The organism is Thiogranum sp. (genome assembly GCF_058323355.1).
In genome coordinates this window covers 60,880-82,577 of the sequence record NZ_JBTTIO010000059.1, presented here as the reverse complement: position 1 = coordinate 82,577, position 21,698 = coordinate 60,880, and the positions used below count along the sequence as shown (strand labels likewise).

The 21,698-nt window shown below is 58.0% G+C and carries 26 protein-coding genes; 2 read left to right on the top strand and 24 right to left on the bottom strand.

All coding sequences use genetic code 11. The features are described from left to right. Positions 1 to 4 precede the first annotated feature (4 nt). A complete protein-coding gene (locus tag ACW81B_RS08715) occupies positions 5 to 727 on the bottom strand; it encodes a Crp/Fnr family transcriptional regulator (RefSeq protein WP_491579832.1) in 723 nt (240 codons plus the stop codon). A 38-nt stretch (positions 728 to 765) separates the two neighbouring features. Continuing rightward, positions 766 to 1,656, bottom strand: a complete 891-nt coding sequence (cysM, locus tag ACW81B_RS08710; protein ID WP_491579867.1) for a cysteine synthase CysM — start codon at positions 1,654 to 1,656, stop codon at positions 766 to 768. A 246-nt stretch (positions 1,657 to 1,902) separates the two neighbouring features. Between cysM and ACW81B_RS08705 the strand changes: the two genes are divergently transcribed. Beyond that, positions 1,903 to 2,877 carry a diguanylate cyclase domain-containing protein gene (locus ACW81B_RS08705; protein ID WP_491579831.1) on the top strand — a complete coding sequence of 325 codons (975 nt, stop codon included), beginning with the start codon at positions 1,903 to 1,905 and terminating at the stop codon, positions 2,875 to 2,877. Here ACW81B_RS08705 and pdxJ read toward each other — a convergent pair. From pdxJ to rpoE, 13 genes are all read right to left on the bottom strand, one after another. Further along, the gene (pdxJ, locus tag ACW81B_RS08700; RefSeq protein WP_491579830.1) at positions 2,842 to 3,591 is read right to left on the bottom strand and encodes a pyridoxine 5'-phosphate synthase; all 750 of its coding nucleotides are present in this window, start codon (positions 3,589 to 3,591) and stop codon (positions 2,842 to 2,844) included. The two genes, ACW81B_RS08705 and pdxJ, sit on opposite strands and share 36 nt — an antisense overlap. A gap of 213 nt (positions 3,592 to 3,804) precedes the next feature. After that, positions 3,805 to 4,530 (bottom strand): DNA repair protein RecO, encoded by a 726-nt coding sequence (gene recO, locus ACW81B_RS08695; RefSeq protein WP_491579829.1) that lies wholly within the window; start codon positions 4,528 to 4,530, stop codon positions 3,805 to 3,807. Position 4,531: 1 nt separating this feature from the next. Continuing rightward, positions 4,532 to 5,425: a GTPase Era gene (gene era / locus ACW81B_RS08690; protein ID WP_491579828.1), complete on the bottom strand. Its 894-nt coding sequence runs from the start codon at positions 5,423 to 5,425 to the stop codon at positions 4,532 to 4,534. Further along, entirely contained in the window at positions 5,422 to 6,102 is a 681-nt protein-coding gene (gene rnc, locus ACW81B_RS08685; protein ID WP_491579827.1) for a ribonuclease III, read from the bottom strand. The genes era and rnc overlap by 4 nt, the downstream gene beginning before the upstream one ends. Beyond that, the gene (locus ACW81B_RS08680) at positions 6,099 to 6,473 is read right to left on the bottom strand and encodes a DUF4845 domain-containing protein (protein ID WP_491579826.1); all 375 of its coding nucleotides are present in this window, start codon (positions 6,471 to 6,473) and stop codon (positions 6,099 to 6,101) included. Before ACW81B_RS08680 ends, rnc begins: the two co-directional genes overlap by 4 nt. Positions 6,474 to 6,491: 18 nt before the next feature. Continuing rightward, entirely contained in the window at positions 6,492 to 7,325 is an 834-nt protein-coding gene (lepB, locus tag ACW81B_RS08675; RefSeq protein WP_491579825.1) for a signal peptidase I, read from the bottom strand. 1 nt (position 7,326) lies between these two features. Continuing rightward, a complete protein-coding gene (gene lepA / locus ACW81B_RS08670; RefSeq protein WP_491579824.1) occupies positions 7,327 to 9,129 on the bottom strand; it encodes a translation elongation factor 4 in 1,803 nt (600 codons plus the stop codon). Between the two features lie 95 nt (positions 9,130 to 9,224). Then, positions 9,225 to 9,494, bottom strand: a complete 270-nt coding sequence (locus tag ACW81B_RS08665; RefSeq protein ID WP_491579823.1) for a glutaredoxin family protein — start codon at positions 9,492 to 9,494, stop codon at positions 9,225 to 9,227. 5 nt (positions 9,495 to 9,499) lie between these two features. Then, complete coding sequence (locus ACW81B_RS08660; protein ID WP_491579822.1) at positions 9,500 to 10,927, bottom strand: DegQ family serine endoprotease; 1,428 nt, start codon at positions 10,925 to 10,927, stop codon at positions 9,500 to 9,502. 13 nt (positions 10,928 to 10,940) lie between these two features. Further along, a complete protein-coding gene (locus ACW81B_RS08655; RefSeq protein ID WP_491579821.1) occupies positions 10,941 to 11,420 on the bottom strand; it encodes a SoxR reducing system RseC family protein in 480 nt (159 codons plus the stop codon). Between the two features lie 6 nt (positions 11,421 to 11,426). Beyond that, positions 11,427 to 12,350, bottom strand: coding sequence for a MucB/RseB C-terminal domain-containing protein (locus tag ACW81B_RS08650; RefSeq protein ID WP_491579820.1), 924 nt, complete (start codon positions 12,348 to 12,350; stop codon positions 11,427 to 11,429). 53 nt (positions 12,351 to 12,403) lie between these two features. Continuing rightward, positions 12,404 to 12,985, bottom strand: a complete 582-nt coding sequence (locus ACW81B_RS08645) for a sigma-E factor negative regulatory protein (RefSeq protein WP_491579819.1) — start codon at positions 12,983 to 12,985, stop codon at positions 12,404 to 12,406. Next, the gene (gene rpoE / locus ACW81B_RS08640) at positions 12,982 to 13,578 is read right to left on the bottom strand and encodes an RNA polymerase sigma factor RpoE (protein WP_491579818.1); all 597 of its coding nucleotides are present in this window, start codon (positions 13,576 to 13,578) and stop codon (positions 12,982 to 12,984) included. The genes ACW81B_RS08645 and rpoE overlap by 4 nt, the downstream gene beginning before the upstream one ends. A 175-nt stretch (positions 13,579 to 13,753) precedes the next feature. Here rpoE and nadB point away from each other — a divergent pair, with 175 nt between their 5' ends. Continuing rightward, entirely contained in the window at positions 13,754 to 15,433 is a 1,680-nt protein-coding gene (gene nadB, locus ACW81B_RS08635; RefSeq protein WP_491579817.1) for an L-aspartate oxidase, read from the top strand. Positions 15,434 to 15,466: 33 nt separating this feature from the next. Here the strand turns inward: nadB and ACW81B_RS08630 are convergent, their stop codons facing one another. The 9 genes from ACW81B_RS08630 to ACW81B_RS08590 all read right to left on the bottom strand — a co-directional run bounded on the left by ACW81B_RS08630 (position 15,467) and on the right by ACW81B_RS08590 (position 21,636). Continuing rightward, complete coding sequence (locus tag ACW81B_RS08630) at positions 15,467 to 15,736, bottom strand: acylphosphatase (protein WP_491579816.1); 270 nt, start codon at positions 15,734 to 15,736, stop codon at positions 15,467 to 15,469. Positions 15,737 to 15,809: 73 nt separating this feature from the next. Beyond that, a complete protein-coding gene (gene hisC, locus ACW81B_RS08625) occupies positions 15,810 to 16,901 on the bottom strand; it encodes a histidinol-phosphate transaminase (RefSeq protein WP_491579815.1) in 1,092 nt (363 codons plus the stop codon). After that, complete coding sequence (hisD, locus tag ACW81B_RS08620; RefSeq protein ID WP_491579814.1) at positions 16,898 to 18,205, bottom strand: histidinol dehydrogenase; 1,308 nt, start codon at positions 18,203 to 18,205, stop codon at positions 16,898 to 16,900. Before hisD ends, hisC begins: the two co-directional genes overlap by 4 nt. Before the next feature lie 2 nt (positions 18,206 to 18,207). Next, positions 18,208 to 18,852: an ATP phosphoribosyltransferase gene (hisG, locus tag ACW81B_RS08615; protein WP_491579813.1), complete on the bottom strand. Its 645-nt coding sequence runs from the start codon at positions 18,850 to 18,852 to the stop codon at positions 18,208 to 18,210. A 39-nt stretch (positions 18,853 to 18,891) separates the two neighbouring features. Next, the gene (locus tag ACW81B_RS08610; RefSeq protein WP_491579812.1) at positions 18,892 to 19,128 is read right to left on the bottom strand and encodes a BolA family protein; all 237 of its coding nucleotides are present in this window, start codon (positions 19,126 to 19,128) and stop codon (positions 18,892 to 18,894) included. Between the two features lie 102 nt (positions 19,129 to 19,230). Next, the gene (locus ACW81B_RS08605; RefSeq protein ID WP_491579811.1) at positions 19,231 to 19,542 is read right to left on the bottom strand and encodes an STAS domain-containing protein; all 312 of its coding nucleotides are present in this window, start codon (positions 19,540 to 19,542) and stop codon (positions 19,231 to 19,233) included. A 2-nt stretch (positions 19,543 to 19,544) separates the two neighbouring features. Continuing rightward, positions 19,545 to 20,015 (bottom strand): outer membrane lipid asymmetry maintenance protein MlaD, encoded by a 471-nt coding sequence (mlaD, locus tag ACW81B_RS08600; protein ID WP_491579810.1) that lies wholly within the window; start codon positions 20,013 to 20,015, stop codon positions 19,545 to 19,547. A gap of 2 nt (positions 20,016 to 20,017) precedes the next feature. Then, a complete protein-coding gene (gene mlaE / locus ACW81B_RS08595; protein ID WP_491579809.1) occupies positions 20,018 to 20,800 on the bottom strand; it encodes a lipid asymmetry maintenance ABC transporter permease subunit MlaE in 783 nt (260 codons plus the stop codon). A gap of 2 nt (positions 20,801 to 20,802) precedes the next feature. Beyond that, positions 20,803 to 21,636: an ABC transporter ATP-binding protein gene (locus ACW81B_RS08590; RefSeq protein WP_491579808.1), complete on the bottom strand. Its 834-nt coding sequence runs from the start codon at positions 21,634 to 21,636 to the stop codon at positions 20,803 to 20,805. Positions 21,637 to 21,698: the final 62 nt, after the last annotated feature.

Genomic DNA, 21,698 nt, shown 5'->3' with positions numbered 1-21,698 from the left:
GGATTTACAGGCTTCCACCCCTGGCATACTGGCGCAACTGTCCGACATCCTTCAATACCATGCCGTTATCATCAATCTCGATCAGCCCGTCACGACTGAGTTTGGAAAATGTGCGTGACAGGGTTTCCGGCGTCATGGAAAGACGCGAAGCAACGACATGCTTGGGTATGTTCAGCTGCACCCGTGACATCCCCCGGTCGGTACTCGGCACCTGGTCGAGCAGATACGACACCACACGGAATGCGGCGTTGTGTAATGTCAGGCGGTCAATCTCGCCAATCTGCCAGTGCAGTCGGTAACTCATCTGCGCCATAATGGCAAAACAGGCTTCTGTCGACTGCTGAAGAATGCCTGTATAGGTCTTCGCATCAAAACACAGCACCTGGCTGACTTGCAGGGCGGATGCCGTAACCGGGTACAGGTGCTGCCGGGAAAACATAATAGCTTCGGCAAAGGTGCTGCCCGGTGAGATCAGATCAATGACTTTTTCATGACCTTCGGGGGAAATTCTTGCCAGTTTGATCCGGCCGGATTCCAGCATAAAGATTTCACATGCAGGGCGCTCCTGCTCAAACAGCACCTGTCCTTCTTCCAGTGATACTGCCTGCGTATGTTGCAGAATAGTATCCAGCTGCCGGTCATCCAGTTTCCCGAATAATACAGACTTGCGCATGAAGCCCAGCGCATCATGTCTTGCGTCATCACTCAGCCGTGTACGATGAGTCATACTACTCCAGTTTTACATACTACCGGGGAAACGGAACATCACCCGGGGAATACCCCGGTCGACAGGTAACGGTCACCACGGTCACAGATAATGGCGACAATAACTGCATCGTTGACCTGTTTGCTGAGTTGTAATGCCGCCGCGACCGCGCCACCGGAAGAGATACCGCAGAAGATACCCTCCTGTGCCGCCAGCGCCAGCGTCGTCTGTTCAGCAGCTTCCTGGCCAACATCAATAGTCTGATCAACCCGACTGGCTTCAAAAATACCCGGCAGGTATTCCTTTGACCAGCGCCGGATACCAGGGATTGAAGCACCCTCCACAGGCTGCACGCCAACAATACGTACCTCCGGATTCTGCTCCTTGAGATAGTGCGAGGTACCCATGATGGTGCCTGTGGTACCCATGGCACTGACAAAATGCGTGATACGCCCGTGGGTATCCCTCCAGATTTCCGGCCCGGTCGTTTCATAGTGGGCGCGTGGATTATCCGGATTGGAGAACTGGTCAAGCACCTTGCCCCTGCCTTCAGCCTCCATTTGCCTGGCAAGGTCACGCGCACCCTCCATGCTCTGTTCGCGTGTAACAAGAATGATCTCTGCACCGAATGCCTTCATGACCTGGCGGCGTTCCACACTCATGTTTTCAGGCATGATCAAGACCATGCGATAACCTTTCATGGCAGCCACCATGGCCAGCGCAATACCCGTATTGCCACTGGTAGCCTCGATAAGCGTATCACCGGGTTTAATCTCGCCACGCTGCTCGGCGCCGTGGATCATGCACAGTGCCGGCCGGTCTTTTACTGACCCGGCCGGGTTATTACCCTCCAGCTTGACGAGTATCCGGTTACGGGTCTCTCCCGGCAGGCGCTGCAGCCGTACCAACGGTGTATTACCAACAAACTGTTCTATGGTGGGGAAGTCCATCAGCTCATTCCTGTCAGGCGGAATCCGCCGCTGTTGTATAAAACCGGCATTATGGCCGAAAGCAGGCGTTTCCGGGTAGTGGAAATCAGCGGATGCACGCAGCCGATCCCGATCGGGAAAGCCTGGCAGACAAACCGGATGGATCATTTTTCGAATATAGCTGGCCGCGCCCCCACTCTATGCTAGTCTGTGAGTAGACGGGTCTGTCGCTCACTGCCCCGACAGTGCAGCAAGAAACATAAGCCAATGATTGATAAAGATAACCCGCATACCAGCCAACAGGGAAAGTCCTCCACAGGGAATGAAGATCGTGCCGCTGCCGAAAGGCTGATCCGACAGGCGGGCCGCTATGTACGTCTTTTACACATTACCCATGAAGCCATCATCTCTATTGATGAAGCGTGCCGTATTGTTATTTTCAATCAGGGCGCCGAGCGAATGTTTGGCTACAAGCAGAAGGAAATCCTGGGCAGTCGGGTGCAACGCCTCCTGTGCCCACGCTTTCTCAGCAAGGAAAAGCACCGACTGAGCGTTTTAACGCGAATTGCGCAGGATAACCATATCGGTTTCAACACAGATCACATTATCTGTATGCGCAACAATGGAGAACGTTTTCCCGCTGAAGTCTCGCTGTCGCAAACGCCCTTGCCCGGCCAGCGCCTGTATACTTTTGTCGTGCACAATGAGAGTGATCGCCTGCACACCGAGGAACAACTGGAGCACGCTGCCCGCCACGATGAACTCACCGACCTGCCTAACCGCACACTCCTGAATGACCGCCTGAGCGCGGGTATCGCCCGCGCAGAACGCTATCAACGGAAACTGGGCGTGGTTTACCTGGACCTCGATGATTTCAAACCTATCAACGATCGTTACGGTCATGAAACCGGCGACTGCCTGCTGCAGGCCGTCGCAAACCGACTGCGCGATACCATGCGTCAGTCAGACACTGTTTCAAGAATAGGCGGCGATGAGTTTATTGTTTCCCTGGAGCAGATCAAGAGCGCGGAAGACGCACTTGCCGCAGCCAGGAAACTGGATCGCGCGCTTAGACACCCTTTCAGTGTGCTGGGAAAACAGATCAGCATCTCTGCCAGCATCGGGATATCCCTGTACCCGGATCATGGAAGTGACCCGGAAACCCTGCTGCGGCACGCCGACCAGGCGATGTACAACGCCAAGGCATCAGACCGGAATCCGCTGCTGTACACCGGCCAGTAACATCAGCTGTTTCATTTCCCTTACAGCGTTTCCCAGACCGGTAAATACCGCACGCGCGATGATAGCGTGACCGATATTCAATTCACGTACGCCGGGAAGTGCCGCGATAGTACGCACATTGTGGTAGTGCAGGCCGTGCCCGGCATTCACATGCAAACCGATATCGTTAGCCAGCTGGACTGCCGCATCGATTTTCTCAAACTCCGCCTGCACCGCCTCCGGTGTCCCGGCATCTGCGAAATGCCCGGTATGTATTTCGATGCAGGGCGCACCCACCGCCTTCGCTGCATCCACCTGTACGGGGTCGGCATCGATAAACAGCGATACCCGCACACCGGCCTCGGCCAGTTGTGCGCAGGCATCCTGCATGCGATCAACCTGTCCTGCCACATCCAGCCCGCCCTCGGTGGTCAGTTCCTCCCTTCGTTCAGGTACCAGGCAGCAATCGGCAGGCCGGATTCGTGAGGCGATGGCCAGCATTTCGTCAGTCACCGCCATTTCCAGATTCATGCGCGTTTGCAGAATATCTTTCAGTATCTCCACATCGCGCTCCTGGATGTGTCGACGGTCCTCGCGCAAGTGCAGGGTGATACTGTCAGCCCCGGCCTGCTCTGATTCGATGGCAGCCTGTACCGGGTCGGGATAGCGCGTACCGCGCGCCTCCCGCAAGGTGGCCACGTGATCAATATTAACGCCGAGCAGAATATTGCCCATGAAAATCTCCTAATCCAGCAAGCGGCCGGTAGCGCGCAGGGTGGCCGGAAACATCTTCTCTCCACCGAACAACATACTCTTGAGATCCTTGTTCATCGGGTTTTTTCCTCGCGTGAATCAGAAACAGAAACGCCGGGCATCATCGGCAATCGAAACAGATTTGGCAAGTCCGCACCAGCAGACTCCCACCAGCAGGGCTTCCATGATGCCGCGTCACCCCGTCAGGGTGCGCTGGAACAGTTCGCGCGACTTCAGCGGTTTCCCGCCAAGATACAGGGACAGGGCAGCCCGCATCAGGCGTTTGGCATCCCGCAACACGGCAGCATCGATGTTTTTTTCCTGTGCCAGTGCAAGCAGACTGGAACCGGGGAACAGAAAACCCTCCCCGGCAGCATCAGTCACCCTGACCGGCCCGGCTTCCAGGTGGTAATCGTAGAAGCTGTCAGCCTGCACCGGTTCGCCGGTTTCACAATCCACATCCAGCAACAGTCCGTAGCCGGTTTCCTGTAACAGCTGCTTCTCGAACAACCGCAACGTCAATTCAATGCCGGATGGTCGCCCAGACAATGCGTGCAAGGCGTTCCGGTATTGTTCAAACAGTGGGGGATGCGGGTCATGGCGCACCAGCAGGCGCACCAGCAGTTCATTCAGGTAAAAGGCACTGTAAAGTGCCGCACCCGCCAGGCTGAAACCCGGTCCATCGGCCTCAACGCCGGTCAGAGTACCCAACTCACCGCGCTCCTTCCAGGAAAAACGCAAGGCGCGGAAGACCTGTAACTCACCACGCCGACGTGACTTTGGTGAATACACGCCGCGCGCCACCAGCCCGACCCGGCCGTGCGACGGCGTAAAGATTTCCAGCAGGGCACTGGTTTCGCGATAGGGCCGCTGGTGCAGCACAAAGCCGGGGACCAGCTCCGGGTGCTTTGCGGCAGGCATGTCAGTTGTCCTGGTACCCCAGACTGCGCAGGGCACGGTCGTCGTCTGCCCAGCCTTCCTTGACCTTCACCCAGAGCTGGAGGAAAATTTTCCGCTCAAAGGCCTTTTGCATATCTTCGCGCGCTTCCTTGCCGACTGCCTTGAGCAATGCGCCTTTACGCCCTATCACAATGGGCTTCTGGCTGCTCTTTTCGACCCAGATCAACGCGTGAATCGTCAGTAGATCCTTTTCTTCCCTGAAACTTTCAATCTCAACGGTAAGGCCATAAGGAATTTCTTCACCCAGTTTACGGAACAGCTTCTCACGTACCAGTTCCGCCGCAAGGAAGCGCTCACTACGATCCGTCACCTGGTCTTCCGGGTAGAACGGCACAGACACCGGGAGGTGTTTGCGAATAGCCACTTCCAGTTCATCGAGATGATCGCCACGTCGCGCACAGACCGGAATGATGGCGGAAAAATCAGCCTGCCCCGCAAGGTTCTGTATAAAGGGGAGCAGTGTTTCCTTGTTTTCGATACGGTCGATCTTGTTGATGGCAGCGATCACCGGGCAGGACAGGCGCCTGAGCTTTTCCAGCACCCACTCGTCGTCCTTGTGCCAGCGCGTGCCTTCCACGACAAACACCACGACATCGACATCTTTCAGACTGTCGGTGGCGGCACGGTTCAAATAGCGGTTCATGGCACGTGGTTGTCTGGCGTGTAACCCGGGAGTATCGACAAAGACTATCTGTACATCCTCGTCGGTCTTGATACCAAGAATGCGGTGGCGGGTGGTTTGCGGGCGCCGCGAGGTAATGCTGATCTTCTGACCAATCATACGGTTCATGATGGTGGACTTGCCAACATTGGGGCGGCCAACCAGGGCCACAAAACCACTACGGAATTCAGTCACCGGGATTCACCTGTCTTTTCCAGCATGCGACGGGCAGCGGCCTGCTCTGCGCCACGCCGGTTGCCACCTTCACCGGTAACGGACATACCCATGTCCTCGACCCGGCACTCGACCACAAAGCGCTGTTGGTGTGCCTTGCCGCTGACTGACACAACGGCATAGACAGGCAGACCAAGCTTGCGCGACTGAAGCAGCTCCTGCAGCAGGGTTTTGGGGTCTTTCAACTCATCCGCCGTGGACAGACGGGCCATTTTTTCCGCAAACAGGCGGTGGATACAGGCATGCACTTCCGGGTAACCGCTATCCAGCAGGATCGCGCCGAGAACAGCTTCCAGCGCATCGGCGAGTATCGAGTCGCGGCGGAAACCGCCGCTTTTCAATTCGCCGGAGCCGAGCCGCAGATAATCACCAATGTCCAGCCCTCGCGCCACGTCGGCCAGTGTCTCGCGCTTGACCAGCGTGGCACGCAGCCGACTCAACTGGCCTTCGCTGGCATCGGGGAACTTCTTGTACAACCATTCCGCAATCACAAAGCCAAGTGCTGCATCACCCAGAAATTCCAGACGCTCATTGTTACGACTGCCGGCACTACGGTGGGTAACAGCCGCTTCCAGCAGTTCAGGTTGCCGGAATTCACAACCCAGCGAACGGACCAGGCCGTCCAGGGAGCGGTTCAACGGCTCGGAACCTCAATCTGTTTATTAAAGCGCGCAACAACATCAATATTGGCCATCAGGTGTTCACGGCGTTCATAGTCAATGGATATCCGCGTAATACCCTTTTCCTTGCTCACCTTGATCAGCCTGGGTGAAACCTTGCGCACGTCGTTTATGTCGAAGCGCTTGTTGACCAGCTTGATGATTTCGCTACGCGGCTTGCCGCCGATGCCCGGTTCGTTGTTCAATGACTCCAGCACCGACACCACCTTCGAATATTCCAGATAGATTGGAACCAGGCGCAAGGTAATCAGGGTAAAGAATGCAATCAGGCCCAGCACCAGCAGCCAGCCGATTGCCGTCATCCCGCGTTGGTGATGCCATTTCCTCATCGTCGCTCTCTCCACGTGCTAGTGAATGGAGTCCCCGATACGATCCCAGGCAATACCACCCGCCGCAGAATCCCAGTTCATCCAGATCATGAATGCCTTGCCGACCAGGTTCTGGTCCGGCACGAATCCCCAGTATCGACTGTCGTTACTGTTATCCCGGTTATCGCCCATAACGAAATAATGTCCCTCGGGAACCACCACATCGGCCGTCACGCCCTTGATACGCGGCACGACCAGGATCTCGTGCTCAACGTCGCCCAGTATTTCACGGCGGATACTGGCACCTGACATGGACAGGCCGGAACCCTTGCCAATATAGGTACCTGCAGGGATCTGCGCAACTTTCTCGTCATTGATAAACAGGGTCTTGTCGCGATAGACCACGTGGTCTCCCGGCAGGCCGACCACTCGCTTGATGTAGTCGACACGCGGATCCTTGGGAAAACGAAACACCATGACATCACCCCGCTCTGGCTCACCAAGGTCTACCACCTTGCGGTTCAGTACCGGCAGGCGTATCCCGTAGGCAAACTTGTTGACCAGAATAAAATCGCCAACCAGCAAGGTCGGCATCATGGAACCGGAGGGGATACGAAACGGTTCAACCAGGAATGACCGCAGTAACAACACGGCCAGAATAACCGGGAAGAAGGATTTGGCATATTCAACAATCGTGGGTTCCTTGATCACAACCTGGCCCGGACCACCCTCCCGGCCTGAAGCACTCGCCTTGCCGGCTTCCTGCTCTGCGCGCTGCCTGCGCCCTGGCGCCCACAGTACGGCATCGATCAGCCATATCAGACCTGTAATAAAAGTTGCCGCGACCAGTAAGGCCGGAAAGTTGAAGTTCATATTATTTTTTCCCCACCTGAAGGACCGCGAGGAAAGCTTCCTGCGGAATCTCCACCTTGCCAAATTGTTTCATACGTTTTTTACCGGCTTTCTGCTTTTCCAGCAACTTGCGTTTTCGGCTTATGTCACCACCGTAACACTTGGCCGTCACATTCTTGCGTAATGCCTTGACCGTGGTTCGGGCAATAATCTGTGATCCGATAGCCGCCTGGATAGCAACGTCGAACATCTGCCGGGGAATGATTTCCTTCATACGTTCGGTCAGTTCACGCCCACGACTGTTGGCAAACTCGCGATGCACAATCACGGACAGGGCATCGACACGCTCGCCGTTGATCAGGATATCCAGCCTGACCAGCGAGGCCGCCTGGAATCGCTCGAAGGTATAGTCAAAAGACGCATAACCCCGGCTGACCGATTTTAACCGGTCAAAGAAATCCAGCACTACCTCGCTGAGCGGCAGCTCATAATTCAGTGACACCTGGGTGCCGAGATACTGCATATTACGCTGCACACCACGCTTTTCCACGCACAGGCCAATCACGGCGCCAAGGTAGTCCTGGGGTACGAGGATGTTGGCGAGAATGATCGGCTCGCGGATTTCCTCAATCTGGTTTACCGGCGGCAGGCTGGCCGGGTTGTCGATTTCCAGTAATTCGCCTTTGGTATCGAGCACCTGGTAGATAACGGTTGGCGCGGTGGTAATCAGGTCGATGTCGTATTCGCGTTCCAGCCGCTCCTGGATGATTTCCATGTGCAGCATACCCAGGAAACCACAACGGAATCCAAAACCCAGCGCGGTCGAGGTTTCCGGTTCGAAGTGCAGCGAGGCATCGTTGAGCCTCAGTTTCTGCAACGCCACGCGCAGGTCTTCGTAGTCGTCGGAGACTACCGGGTATAAACCGGCAAAGACACGCGGCTGGACCTTCTGGAAACCGGGCAATACATCCCCGGACGGACGGTCTGTCAGCGTAATGGTGTCGCCGACCGGTGCACCGTCGATCTCCTTGATGCCGGCAATGATATAACCCACATCACCGGCAGTCAGGTATTCCCGGTCCTGTCGATGCGGGGTAAACACCCCGACCTTTTCAGCAATATGATCACGCCCGGTCGACATGATGCGAATTTTCCTGCGCCGCGGCAGGGTACCCTGCATGACGCGCACCAGCGAGATCACGCCGACATAGCTGTCGAACCATGAGTCGATAATCAGTGCCTGCAACGGGGCATCGGCATCACCTTGTGGTGGTGGAATACGCTCAATCAACTGTTCCAGCAGATCATCTATGCCGAGACCGGTCTTGGCGCTGACCTCAATGGCATCCGTGGCATCGATACCAATGATATCCTCGATCTCCTGTTTGACACGATCCGGCTCGGCCGAAGGCAGGTCGATCTTGTTGAGTACCGGAACGACTTCCAGACCCTGTTCGATGGCGGTATAGCAGTTAGCCACGCTCTGCGCCTCAACGCCCTGCGCTGCATCTACAACCAGCAGCGCGCCTTCACAGGCCGCCAGCGACCGCGATACTTCGTAGGAGAAATCCACGTGCCCCGGTGTATCGATAAAATTCAGCACATAGTCCCTGCCGTCTTTCGCCTTGTAGGGCAGCGACACACTCTGCGCCTTGATGGTGATGCCACGCTCGCGCTCCAGGTCCATGGAATCCAGCACCTGGGCTTCCATTTCGCGTTCGGTCAGCCCACCACAGCGCTGAATAAACCGGTCCGCCAGCGTGGACTTGCCGTGGTCGATATGCGCAATGATGGAAAAATTTCGAATGTGGGACAGATCAGTCATTTACAACCTGATTTATAAAACCAGAATGGCGCCAGTACGGCGCCATCCGGGAAAGCCTGGATAGTGTGAAAAGCTCAACTGCGACAGTATACACGCTATTGCCGGGGCGCCCCACCACCCCCGGTTCCAAGAAAAGCCTCCACTGCCGCCTGATCAAGGTGATAGTGACAAATCTCCTGTTCACCGCCGAGCAATACCGGCACCCACTCATCGTAACGCTGCGACAGCTGTGGGTCGCGATCGATGTCTTCTATCCGCAAATCGAAATCCACACGTGATTGCAGGCCCCGCAGGGCCTGCAACATGGTTTCACACAAATGACAGCCTTCGCGGTAGTACAGCGTCAGCGTCGGCCTTTCCGGCACGCCGGTCAGTCGCCCTTCGGTATTTTGAGCGCGAGGAAAATCGGCCCCCCGCGACGCTGGACCAGTACCGGCACGGACTTGCCGGCGGGCAGCTTCCTGATCATCTTCTCGAACTGGCCGACATCCCTGATCAGCGTGCCATTGATGCGTACGATAATGTCACCCTGGCGAATACCGGCATCGGCAGCCGGACCTTCACCAATAGCATCAACCAGTACACCAGCGTCCAGATCCAGCTCCTTGCGCTGATCGTCCGTCAGGTCAGCCACCTTGACACCCAGGCGGTTGTCACTGGCCACCTTGCTCTCGGCCGCCTTGGCAATCTTCCTGTCCTTGTCAGGCAACTCACCCAGCTTGATCCACAGGGTCTGGCTACGCTTGTTACGCATGATCCTGATCGGTACACGCTTGCCCACCGGCGTACTGCCAACCACAGGCGGCAGGCTGGATGAGCGATCAATATCCTTGCCATTGAATGCCAGCACCACGTCGCCAACCTGGAGACCGGCTTCCTGTGCAGGGCTGTCCGGCATCACCCTGGCAATCAGTGCCCCCTGTGGTTTGCTCAGACCAAATGACTCTGCCAGGTCCAGCGTTACATCCTGGATCAATACGCCGAGCCAGCCGCGACTGACCTTGCCGTGTGTTTTGAGCTGGTCGGCAACATCCATGGCGACCTCGATGGGGATAGAGAAAGACAGCCCCATATAGCCACCGGTACGGCTGTAGATCTGGGAGTTGACACCCACCACCTCGCCATCGAGATTGAACAACGGGCCACCCGAGTTACCCGGGTTTATCGCCACGTCTGTCTGGATAAACGGCACATAATTCTCGCGCGGCAGCGCCCGCCCCTTGGCACTGACGATGCCGGCCGTTGCCGAATAATCGAAACCGAACGGGGAACCAATGGCCAGTACCCACTCGCCGACTTTCAGCTGTTCCGATCTGCCGATTTTTGCCACCGGCAGGTTATCGGCATCGATCTTCAGCAGGGCGATGTCGCTGCGATCATCTGTGCCGACCACTTTGGCCTTGAGTTCACGACGGTCGGCCAGCCTGACAATGATTTCGTCAGCGTCCTTGACCACATGATTATTGGTCATGACATAACCGTCTTCCGAAATAATGAACCCGGACCCCAGCGACTTGGCTTCACGCGGGGGCGGTGGCATACCACCACGCCCCTGTTCGCCAAAGAAGTGCTTGAACAGGTCATTAAACGGCGAATCCTCGGGGAGATTGGGTATCTCGATACCTTCCGGCAACTGCATGCCGCCCGTTTTCACTTTCTGCGTGGTACTGATATTGACCACAGCCTTGCTGGTTTCTTCCACCAGATCTGTGAAGTCCGGCAACTTGCTTGCCTGCAGACTGCCGGCAAACGCAAATACCAGAATAAAAACCGATCCTGCTCTCTTCAACAAAGACATAGTTACTCCTGAATCACTCTGTCGTAATCGCAATGACCGGCTGCCCGATCACCTTTCGTAATACTACTGGCTGATAGTCTGCATCATAACGGATACGCAGGGTAAACCGCCGCAACCAGAACAGCCCGATCGCAAACCCTGAAATCCCCAGCACAACACTCGCCGCCTCGGCACTTTGCCACAGAAATTGCTGCGCACCCAACTCGCCAAGCAATGCACCCAGTAAAAGCAGCGCGATGGGGACGGCATAAACCGCCAGCGACCCCTTTACCAGTGCTCGCTCACGAATTCCGATAATCACCTCGTCCCCGGCCTTCAGTGGCATGCTGGCCAGCACCCTGACAATGCTGCGCCGCTTGCCCAGCGCACGGGCAATGGCCGCCGTACCGCAACCCTTGCTGGCTGAACAGGAGCCGCAGGTGGAACGCCGCCGGGTCTCCACCCAGACAGTTTCATCATCCACTTCAACAACACGGGCCGTTTCTTCCAGCATGGCAGGTCAGCGGATCCGTACCGCGTTACCAATCATTTCGACGGTTTTCATGGGCACCTCACCCACAACGGTTATGTAATAGCCGTCCATCATCGTACCGTAAGCATTTAACGCCCCACGATGGGTTACGCCCTGGTAACTGTCGTGACCACCGGGAGCTTTTTCAATATAGACCGATACACTGGCAAGTCCATCACTGTACACCCAGTGCTCAACGCCCGGGTCATGGGCAGACAACTGGTGCCAGCTATGGTCGGTCAACACAAAACCATCCGGCACCTGGATAACCTTCCAGTGCGTATCCGTCTCATCACTACCCGGTTCAGGTGGCGTCATTTCCGGCTCCAGCTTCCAGGAAAAACCTGCGCCACTGAGATCCGGGAGCAGTTCCTGCTCGCTGATTTGTTTCGGGAAATCGATCGAGGTGAACATCATCTGCTCGACCGACTCGCCCTGAAAATCGGTCAGTTCCGAGCGCAACAACATGTAATTGTCGCCATGTACACAAAGGCGCCGGCCATAGCGATAGCTATCGCGAGGCCTTACCTCAACCAGGCGACAGGGCAACCCGGCAACACGGTCCTCGTCACCCACGCTGAAACTGTAGAGCTGCTCGAGCTCCTTCAGGCTTTCGGGAAAGCTGGCCGGAAACGGGGAGCGTGGCTGACTACGGTTCACATGCACGGACTCACTGTCTTCCAGAATGCAGGTAACCACCTGGTTATCACGCAGAATTTCACGCCTGGGGCCGGTCAGCGACATGAGGCGTTCACGCTCACCACCCGTACCCACGGCATGCACAATGCGCATGGCGTCGAGTTGCCCCTGGTGCTGGTAAACAAAGGTACCGGTGTAATTCAGCGTACGTGAAGCCAGCGTCATACGTTCCAGCCATACGTACGCATCCGAATCAGCCCTTGCCGAGGTCATACCGGCAAGGGCTGCAAACAAAACTGCCAGGAAAGCGACAGACGCCGGCTTCATCACTGATGGGTGTCAGATACGACACGCGCATAGGGCATGACGCCCTGAACACCGCGACTGGCTGCATACTCACTGTGGTTGACCAGGTAACCCGCCAGGCGTTTCTCGACCTGGGGTTCAATACGATCCCAGCGTGACTCACGGTTGTCACTGGCCAGCACGGCTGTCGGTGCTGTCGCAGTAACAGCCAGCACGGTGGCGCCTGTATCCTTGCCCTGTTCGTTTGTCACTGCCAGTACCGCAACCAGCGCGACAGACGCAGCCACCGCAAGGCCAGCCATCGGTTTCCACCAGTGATCCTGCCCGGAATGCTCATTCACCTGCCCTGACCGGGACTTATCCTGCTGCAGCGCCGATTTCGACACTTCATCAGCCAATGCATCCTGCACCCGTTGTGCGATACCCATCCCGGCTGAAGCACCGGCGCCACGCATCACTTCACCAATCAACCGGTAACGTCCGAGACATTCACGCAGCGCCCTGTCGCGCTGCATCCGGCCCAACAGCAGCGGTCGCTCCAGTTCGGTCAGCTCGTCATCAGCCAGTGCGGATAACTGCTCGCGGATTTCGTCATTCATCATTCTTCACCTGCTTCTACATCGGTCAACAGCGGACGGATGCGGCTATCAATGGCATCACGCGCCCTGAAAATTCTTGATCGGACTGTACCAATCGGGCAATCCATGGCGGAGGCAATCTCCTCGTAACTCAGGCCATCAAGCTCGCGCAGCACAATGGCGGTTCGCAACTCTTCCGGCAAATCATCGATGGCCGACTGGATGGTGCTGGCCAACTCGCTTTGCAGTGCCATACGTTCCGGTGTTGCATATTCCCTGAGACCTGAGCCGGACTCAAATTGTTCCGCGTCCTGGGCGTCGATATCGTCTTTTGGAGGACGGCGGCTCGAAGCCACCAGGTAGTTCTTTGCCGTGTTAATGGCGATACGATATAACCAGGTATAAAAGGCGCTGTCTCCACGGAAGTTCGGCAGCGCGCGGTAAGCCTTGATAAAGGCTTCCTGCGACACATCGAGCACTTCGCTGGGGTCACGGATATAGCGCCCGATCACATTCGCAAGCTTGTGCTCGTATTTACGCACCAGGATGTCGAACGCCGCTTTTTCGCCGTTCTGCACCCGCTTGACCAGTTCCTGGTCGAGGTTTTTGTCGCCCATCCGGGCTACCCTCTCTTTTTCCCGGATAGCATGCATGGCTGCTGTAGACCGGGTAAACCCGCGAGAGTTCGCCAGAAACCGGGATTTGGGATAAAATAACTTTGCAAAGCGCTTTATTCTGAAGATATTAACCAGTCCCGACCATACCCGATTACGGCACAGGCGACCACCGCTCATGCATACCCAGCACCAGTATGACGTCCTTATTATCGGCAGCGGCGCGGCCGGCCTCACGCTGGCCCTGCGCCTGCCACCGCGGATACGTGTCGCCGTGCTGTCAAAAGGCCCGGTACAGGAAGGCAACACCTGGTACGCACAGGGCGGCATCTCCGCCGTGCTCGACCAGGCGGATTCCATCGAATCCCACGTCAGGGACACCATGGACGCCGGTGCCGGCCTGTGCGACCCGGAGGTCGTGCGTTTTACCGTCGAAAACGGTCCGGAAGCCGTACAGTGGCTGGTCGACCTCGGTGTCGCTTTCACCCGCGAACACAGCAGCCCGGAAAAAGGCTTTCACCTGACCCGCGAAGGCGGGCATCAGCACCGCCGCGTCATCCATGCCGCAGACGCCACCGGCAAGGCGGTACAGAGCAGCCTGATCGATGCCGTACGGGCACGCGATAATATCGACCTGTTTGAACAGCACATTGCCGTCGACCTGATCACCGCAGACCGCATTGGCCAGCCATCGAACCGCTGCCTGGGCGCCTATGTACTGGATCGCAGCAGCGGCCGGGTGGAGGTGTTCCGGGCAAAGTGCGTGGCGCTGGCCACGGGTGGCGCCAGCAAGGTGTACCTCTATACCAGCAATCCCGACACCTCCACCGGTGACGGCATCGCCATGGCCTGGCGTGCCGGCTGCCGGGTGGCCAACATGGAATTCAACCAGTTTCACCCGACCTGCCTGTACCACCCGCAGGCCAAGTCGTTCCTGATCACCGAGGCGGTGCGCGGCGAGGGCGGAAAACTGTTACTCCCCGACGGCAAACCCTTCATGCAGCGCTTCGATACGCGCTGCGAACTGGCACCACGCGATATCGTCGCCCGCGCCATTGACCACGAGATGAAACGCCTCGGTATCGACCACGTGCTGCTCGATATCTCGCACAAGTCGCCGGAATTTATCCACGAACACTTCCCCACTGTGCAGCAGCGCTGCATGGAACTGGGGATCGACATCACCCGCGAGCCGATCCCGGTGGTGCCGGCCGCCCACTACACCTGTGGCGGCATCCCCACCGACATGAAGGGGCACAGCGACGTCGAGAACCTGTACGTAGTCGGCGAGTCCGCCTGTACCGGTCTGCACGGGGCCAACCGCATGGCCAGCAACTCATTGCTGGAGTGCCTGGTATTCGCCACCGCGGCCGCCGCGGATATCGAGGCAAGGCTGGCGAACAACCCGATGCCAGCTGAACTGCCGGAATGGGACGAATCGAAAGTCACGGACTCTGACGAGGAAGTGGTGGTCAGCCACAACTGGGATGAACTGCGACGCTTTATGTGGGACTACGTCGGCATTGTGCGTACCGACAAGCGACTGGAACGCGCACAACGTCGCATTGCCACCCTGCAGCTCGAAATCGAGGAATACTACGGTAATTTCCGTGTCACCAACGACCTGCTGGAACTGCGTAACCTGGTGCAGGTCGCCGAACTGATTATCCGCTCGGCACAGATGCGCAGGGAAAGCCGTGGCCTGCACTACACGCTGGATTACCCGAAACCTGACGATCGTCAGCCACCCCGTGACACCCTGCTGGTGCCGCAGAAGGCCCACCATGAACCGGGCCATAATGTTGCCGTGGGCAAGGTGGAACAGTTACGGATTGCGCCGCGCAAGAGCCGGGCGTAAAGCAGGCGACCCCGGGTTACCGACCCGCTTTGCTCAACCGACCTCGAAGCGGGTCGGTATTTCCATACTGACCGGCTGACACTCAAGCTTGTCCACGCGCGCAGCTGGTGGGCCGCTTTCAAGCCAGCGCTTCATTGCCCCAAGGGCAGCGCTCTCCCCGCAGGCCAGCACCTCGACGCGCCCGTCCGGCAGATTGATGGCGCGACCGGTAATACCCAGCCGCGTTGCTTCAGCGCGCGCCGACGCCCGGAAAAACACGCCCTGAACGCGGCCGCTGATCAGACACTTTATGCAGGATTTCATGGATTCACGCCCGTCATGGATGAACAGGATTGATACATCTTAACTATGACGAGCAGACAGGCCACCTGCCCGCTCAGAGCGAATCGAGCGCCTTTTCCAGCGCGGCGAGGAAACGGGTATTTTCATCCGGCGTACCGACCGTTACCCGCAGGCAGTCCTGCATACGACCACCGGCAGGGTTCAGGTTCTTGATCAATACCCCTTGCTGGCAAAGCGCAGCGAATACCGCATCGGCTGAACCTTGCGCAACCCGGAACAGGACAAAATTAGCCTCACTGGGGTATGCCGTTATACCTTCGCAGTTCGACAGGGCATCGAGCAAACGACGACGCTCGGCACGAATCAGACCGGCCTGCTCATCCAGCATCGCCCTGTGCTCCAGCGCGAACATGGCGCTGGCCTGGGTCAGTACATTGATGTTGTAGGGCAAACGCGTTTTATTGATTTCATCCAGCCATTCGGGGGCACCGGCCAGCAGGCCGAGGCGCAGGCCGGCCAGGCCCATTTTGGATACCGTACGCAGCACCAGCAGGTTGGGAAACTCACCGAGCCGCGGCATAAAGCTGGCATCGGTAAACGGCGCATAGGCCTCATCCACCACCACCAGGCCGGGTGACCGCTCAATGATGAATTCGATGGCGGCACGATCAAACAGTGTTCCGGTCGGGTTGTTCGGGTAGGCCAGGAATACAATCGCTGGCTGGTGCAGGTCAATGGCGTGCAACATGGCATCGAGATCCAGCGAAAAATCCTCCGCCAGCGGCACGCCCTCATAACACAGGCCGGCCACGTCGGCGATCATCCGGTACATGACGAACGTCGGGTCGGGCGACAAAATCACCCGGTCCGGTTGTGCTACCGCCAGAGCAAGCATCTGGATGAGCTCATCGGAGCCGTTGCCCAGCACGATCCGGGCATTGTCCGGCACCTGCATGGCCTCGCGCAGACGTTCGGTCAGGGCGCGCGCGCCGGGGTCCGGGTAACGGTTCAGCTCAACCTCGCGCAGCACTTCGAGCCACTCGTCGACCAGCGATTCCGGCCAGCGATAGGGATTTTCCATGGCGTCCAGCTTGATGCTGTCACCGGGATCCGGCACATGGTAGGGCTTCAGTGCCTGGATTTCGGGGCGGATCCAGAATTGCGGGGATTTTGCTGCCGCGCTCATGCGTCGTCAGCCACCCGGTACTCCGCCGAGCGGGCGTGTGCCTCCAGCCCTTCGCCGCGCGCCAGCGTGGAAGCGGTGCGCCCCAGGTCGTTGGCACCCTGCGCGGAACAATAAATGATGCTGGAGCGTTTCTGGAAATCGTACACCCCCAGCGGCGATGAGAAGCGTGCTGTCCGCGAGGTCGGCAACACGTGGTTCGGGCCGGCGCAATAATCGCCCAGCGCCTCGGCCGTGTAGCGCCCCATGAAGATGGCGCCGGCGTGGCGAATCCGTGTGGCCATGGCCTGCGGGTCCTCAACGGAGAGCTCCAGGTGTTCGGGGGCGATGTGGTTGGCGACCTCGACTGCCTCGTCCAGGCTTTTCACCTTCACCAGTGCACCACGTCCCTGCAGGGACTGGCGGATGATCGGCTCACGTTGCATGTCCGGCAGCAGTTTTTCAATACTGGCGGCGACCTGATCGAGGAAATCTGCATCGGGGCTGACCAGAATGGCCTGCGCGTCCTCATCATGCTCGGCCTGCGAGAACAGGTCCATGGCAATCCAGTCGGGGTTCGTTCCGCCATCACACACTACCAGGATTTCCGAGGGGCCGGCGATCATATCGATACCGACCTGGCCGAATACCATACCCTTGGCAGTGGCAACATAGATATTGCCCGGACCGACAATCTTGTCGACACGCGGGATACTTTCCGTTCCATAGGCCAGTGCCGCCACCGCCTGTGCACCGCCAATCGAGAACACCCGGTCCACACCGGCAATCGCGGCCGCGGCCAGCACCAGCTCATTGACCACGCCATCCGGTGTCGGCACAACCATAACAAGCTCATCAACGCCGGCAACCTTTGCCGGCACCGCATTCATCAATACCGATGACGGGTATGCCGCCTTGCCGCCCGGCACATACAGGCCAGCGCGATCCAGTGGCGCCACCTGTTGACCGAGTACAGTACCGTCGTCTTCGGTATAGGACCAGGAATCCATTTTCTGGTGTTCCGCATAGGCGCGCACGCGCGCGGCGGCACGCTCCAGCGCCTCCCGCTGGTCGGTCGGGATGGTATTGAGCGCCTGCTGCAAACGTTGCCGGGAAATTTCCAGTTCTGCCACGCTGGCCACCTGCAGGCGATCGAATTTCGTGGTGTATTCAAGCAATGCCGCGTCGCCGCGCTCGCGGATGGCGGCGATGATTTCCCGCACCGTCGTCTCTACCGCCTCGTCGGCGGAAGCTTCCCAGGCCAGCACCTGATCCAGCGCGGCGTAGAAACCGTCCTGGCGGCTGTCGAGTCGTTTAATGTCCACCATGTTCAGGCGGCCTGCTGCCGTTCCACGGCCTCGGCAAGCCGGTCGATGAAGGCCTGCACCCGTGCGTGCTTACGCTTCATGGAGGCCTTGTTGACGACCAGCCGTGAACTGATGTCGGCAATGTGATCGAGTGGTTGCAGGCCATTGGCCCTGAGCGTATTGCCGGTGTCCACCACATCGACAATCAGGTCCGACAGGCCGACCAGCGGCGCCAGTTCCATGGAACCGTACAGCTTGATGATCTCCACCTGCTGTCCCTGTTCGGCAAAGTACCGGCGTGTGCTGTTGACGTACTTGCTGGCAATACGCAGCCGGCGCGACTGCGGCGCCCACGCCTCGCGCCCGGCCACCATCAGCCGGCACTGCGCGATACGCAGGTCCAGTGGTTCATACAGACCGGCGCCACCGTGTTCCATCAGCACATCCTTGCCGGCCACGCCGAGGTCGGCGGCACCATACTGCACATAGGTCGGTACGTCCGAGGCACGGATAATCACCAGCTTCACATCGCCCTGGTTGGTATCCAGGATCAGCTTGCGACTGGTTTCCGGATCGTCCACCGGTTCGATACCGGCGTGCGCCAGCAGCGGCAGGGTTTCCTTGAAAATGCGGCCCTTTGACAGGGCAATCGTCAGTTGTTCAGACATGGGTCGAGCCTGGAAGTCATGTGCCAGTAAATGACCGGGTCAGAGCTGTTTGCTCCAGTCTTCCGGTGTGAAGGTGCGAAATGACAGGGCATGCACCGCGCCCTGCATCAGGTCGCCCAGTGCAGCATAGACCATCTGGTGCTGCTGTACCTTGTTCCTGCCCTCGAATTCGGGGCTGACAATGGTTGCCTCGAAGTGGTCACCATCACCCTGCACGGTCACCTCGGCGGAGGGGATGCCGTCCTCGATAATTTTTTTCAGTTCGTCTGCCTGCATAATCCTGCTCGTCCTTACCAATCAGAAGCCGGATCATACTATAAGTTACATCAGGCCTCTCCCCTGCAAACACGGCGGGAAACAGCGGCCGGATTCGGGAACTCAGTCCCTGTGCAGCGGCAGGATCTCATCGAGACCGCTGACGCGCGCCATTTCCAGCATCTGCACAGGCATATTGAAAAACCGCAGACTGCCGCCGCTGCGCTGTGTCTCGCGCAACCACTCGATCAACAGCGCGAGACCGGCGCTGTCGGAACGCTGTACCTGGCCAAGATCCACATCGATTGCAGTCCCCGACGCACAGTGTTCACGACAATCGCGCCACAGCGCCGGCACCGAATCGAAACTCAGGTCACCGTGGATTTCCAGCCGGCCTTCACGACCCTGCTCAACCGAGGCGCGCGACTCGGGCATGGCTATTCGCCGCTCGCCTTGTCCATGATGAATTTACCGATCAGTTTTTCCAGCACGATGGCTGACTGGGTCAGGCCCTCATCCAGCTCTGAACCGTCCACCAGGTATTCCTCCGAACCACCGGACTCCAGGCCGATGTATTGTTCGCCAAGCAGCCCGGCCGTGTAAATACTGGCCGAGGTGTCGTCAGAAAAGCGGTTGTAACGCTGATTGATACGCAAAGTCACCACGGCAACCTGGCGCTCATTGTCAAAATCGACGCTGGCCACCCGGCCTACCAGCACCCCGGCCGCCTTCACGGCGGAACGCACCTGCAACCCACCGATATTGTCAAAGCGGGCCGTCAGGGTGTAGGTGCCGTCCTCCCTGAAGCTGCTGAGGTTGCTGACCTGCATCGCCAGTACAAAAAGGGCTGCGATACCGGCCGCGACAAACATGCCCACCAGCATTTCTGTTGTTTTGGTCTGTTTCATGCTCAGCTGTCTCCGAACATCAATGCGGTTAATACAAAATCCAGTCCCAGCACGGCAAAGGCGGAATGCACCACCGTGCGGGTTGTGGCGCGGCTGACACCTTCCGAAGTCGGAACAGCATCGTAGCCTTCGAACACGGCAATCCATGTCGTCACGAAACCGAACACCACGCTCTTGATGACACCGTTAAAGACATCATCGTAAAGGTCCACCTTGGCCTGCATCTGTGCCCAGTAGGCGCCTTCATCAACACCCAGCAGGCCAACGCCGACAAAATACCCCCCCCAGATGCCGACCGCGCTGAAAATCGCCACCAGCAGCGGCATGGAAATACAGCCTGCCAGGAAACGCGGGGCAATCACCCGGTGTAACGGGTCAACCGCCATCATTTCCATACCCGATAATTGCTCGGTGGCCTTCATCAGGCCAATTTCTGCCGTCAGCGCGGAGCCTGCGCGGCCGGCGAACAACAGCGCCGTCACCACCGGCCCCAGTTCGCGCACCATCGACAGGGCCACCATCACGCCCAGCGATTCCTCGGCACTGAAATCGACCAGTGTGTTGTAGCCCTGCAGCCCCAGCACCATGCCGACGAACAGGCCGGAAATGGCAATCAGCATCAGCGACAACACACCCACCGAGAACAACTGTGCAATCAGCAGCCGCGGCCGCATCAGCACCGCCGGAATACCCACCAGGGTTTTCCACAAAAACAGGTGCCCGCGCCCGAGTTTTTCAAAAAAGGCAATACCGGTCACGCCCAGTTGCCGTATCCATTCCAGCATAATCAGCCGACCTCCCCGCCCTGTAACAGGTCTTCCCGGTAATCCGGCGCCGGGTAGTGGAACGGTACCGGCCCGTCGGGCAGTCCCTGCATGAACTGTTTGACCCACTCGGAGTCCGTCCTGTCGAGTGCTTCCGGTGTGCCGTGGCCAACAACCTTGCCGCGCGAAATAACATAGATGTAATCGGAAATGGCAGCGGTCTCCTGCACATCATGTGACACGATAATACTGGTCAACCCCAGCGCATCGTTAAGCAGGCGAATCAATTGCACCAGTGCACCCATGGAAATGGGGTCCTGACCGGTGAAGGGTTCGTCGTACATAATCATCATCGGATCCAGTGCGATGGCACGCGCCAGTGCCACACGGCGCGCCATGCCGCCGGACAATTCACTGGGCATCAACCGTCGCGCGCCACGCAAACCGACAGCCTGGAGTTTCATCAGCACCAGGTCGCGGATCATGGATTCCGGTAATTCGGTATGCTCGCGCAACGGGAAAGCCACGTTGTCGTACACAGTGAGATCGGTCAGCAAGGCACCGGACTGGAACAACATCCCCATACGCTGACGCAATTCGTACAACTCGCCACGCCTGAGTGCCGGCACTTCCCGGCCATCGACCTGCACACTGCCCTGGTCGGGATATAACTGCCCGCCGATCAGGCGCAACAGCGTGGTCTTGCCGGTACCGCTCGGCCCCATGATCGCGGTGATCCTGCCGCGCGGAATATCCAGGTCCACACCGTCGAAAATCATGTGTTCGCCACGCGAAAAATGCAGATCGCGGATGCGTACCAGGGTGTCGGATTGTGAAGGGTTGGCTGCTTCCGCCATAGTCTGTTGTCGGTTCTATCCCTGTTGTCTGGCGGGCATTATACGGAAACGGGCGCAATAGT

Coding starts and splice junctions, on each gene's coding strand:
- ACW81B_RS08715 (WP_491579832.1), bottom strand. CDS start 727: ATGACTCATCGTACACGGCTGAGTGATGACGCAAGACATGATGCGCTG.
- cysM (WP_491579867.1), bottom strand. CDS start 1,656: ATGGACTTCCCCACCATAGAACAGTTTGTTGGTAATACACCGTTGGTA.
- ACW81B_RS08705 (WP_491579831.1), top strand. CDS start 1,903: ATGATTGATAAAGATAACCCGCATACCAGCCAACAGGGAAAGTCCTCC.
- pdxJ (WP_491579830.1), bottom strand. CDS start 3,591: ATGGGCAATATTCTGCTCGGCGTTAATATTGATCACGTGGCCACCTTG.
- recO (WP_491579829.1), bottom strand. CDS start 4,530: ATGCCTGCCGCAAAGCACCCGGAGCTGGTCCCCGGCTTTGTGCTGCAC.
- ACW81B_RS08680 (WP_491579826.1), bottom strand. CDS start 6,473: ATGAGGAAATGGCATCACCAACGCGGGATGACGGCAATCGGCTGGCTG.
- lepB (WP_491579825.1), bottom strand. CDS start 7,325: ATGAACTTCAACTTTCCGGCCTTACTGGTCGCGGCAACTTTTATTACA.
- lepA (WP_491579824.1), bottom strand. CDS start 9,129: ATGACTGATCTGTCCCACATTCGAAATTTTTCCATCATTGCGCATATC.
- ACW81B_RS08660 (WP_491579822.1), bottom strand. CDS start 10,927: ATGTCTTTGTTGAAGAGAGCAGGATCGGTTTTTATTCTGGTATTTGCG.
- ACW81B_RS08655 (WP_491579821.1), bottom strand. CDS start 11,420: ATGCTGGAAGAAACGGCCCGTGTTGTTGAAGTGGATGATGAAACTGTC.
- ACW81B_RS08650 (WP_491579820.1), bottom strand. CDS start 12,350: ATGACCTCGGCAAGGGCTGATTCGGATGCGTACGTATGGCTGGAACGT.
- ACW81B_RS08645 (WP_491579819.1), bottom strand. CDS start 12,985: ATGATGAATGACGAAATCCGCGAGCAGTTATCCGCACTGGCTGATGAC.
- rpoE (WP_491579818.1), bottom strand. CDS start 13,578: ATGGGCGACAAAAACCTCGACCAGGAACTGGTCAAGCGGGTGCAGAAC.
- nadB (WP_491579817.1), top strand. CDS start 13,754: ATGCATACCCAGCACCAGTATGACGTCCTTATTATCGGCAGCGGCGCG.
- ACW81B_RS08630 (WP_491579816.1), bottom strand. CDS start 15,736: ATGAAATCCTGCATAAAGTGTCTGATCAGCGGCCGCGTTCAGGGCGTG.
- hisC (WP_491579815.1), bottom strand. CDS start 16,901: ATGAGCGCGGCAGCAAAATCCCCGCAATTCTGGATCCGCCCCGAAATC.
- hisD (WP_491579814.1), bottom strand. CDS start 18,205: ATGGTGGACATTAAACGACTCGACAGCCGCCAGGACGGTTTCTACGCC.
- hisG (WP_491579813.1), bottom strand. CDS start 18,852: ATGTCTGAACAACTGACGATTGCCCTGTCAAAGGGCCGCATTTTCAAG.
- ACW81B_RS08610 (WP_491579812.1), bottom strand. CDS start 19,128: ATGCAGGCAGACGAACTGAAAAAAATTATCGAGGACGGCATCCCCTCC.
- ACW81B_RS08605 (WP_491579811.1), bottom strand. CDS start 19,542: ATGCCCGAGTCGCGCGCCTCGGTTGAGCAGGGTCGTGAAGGCCGGCTG.
- mlaD (WP_491579810.1), bottom strand. CDS start 20,015: ATGAAACAGACCAAAACAACAGAAATGCTGGTGGGCATGTTTGTCGCG.
- mlaE (WP_491579809.1), bottom strand. CDS start 20,800: ATGCTGGAATGGATACGGCAACTGGGCGTGACCGGTATTGCCTTTTTT.
- ACW81B_RS08590 (WP_491579808.1), bottom strand. CDS start 21,636: ATGGCGGAAGCAGCCAACCCTTCACAATCCGACACCCTGGTACGCATC.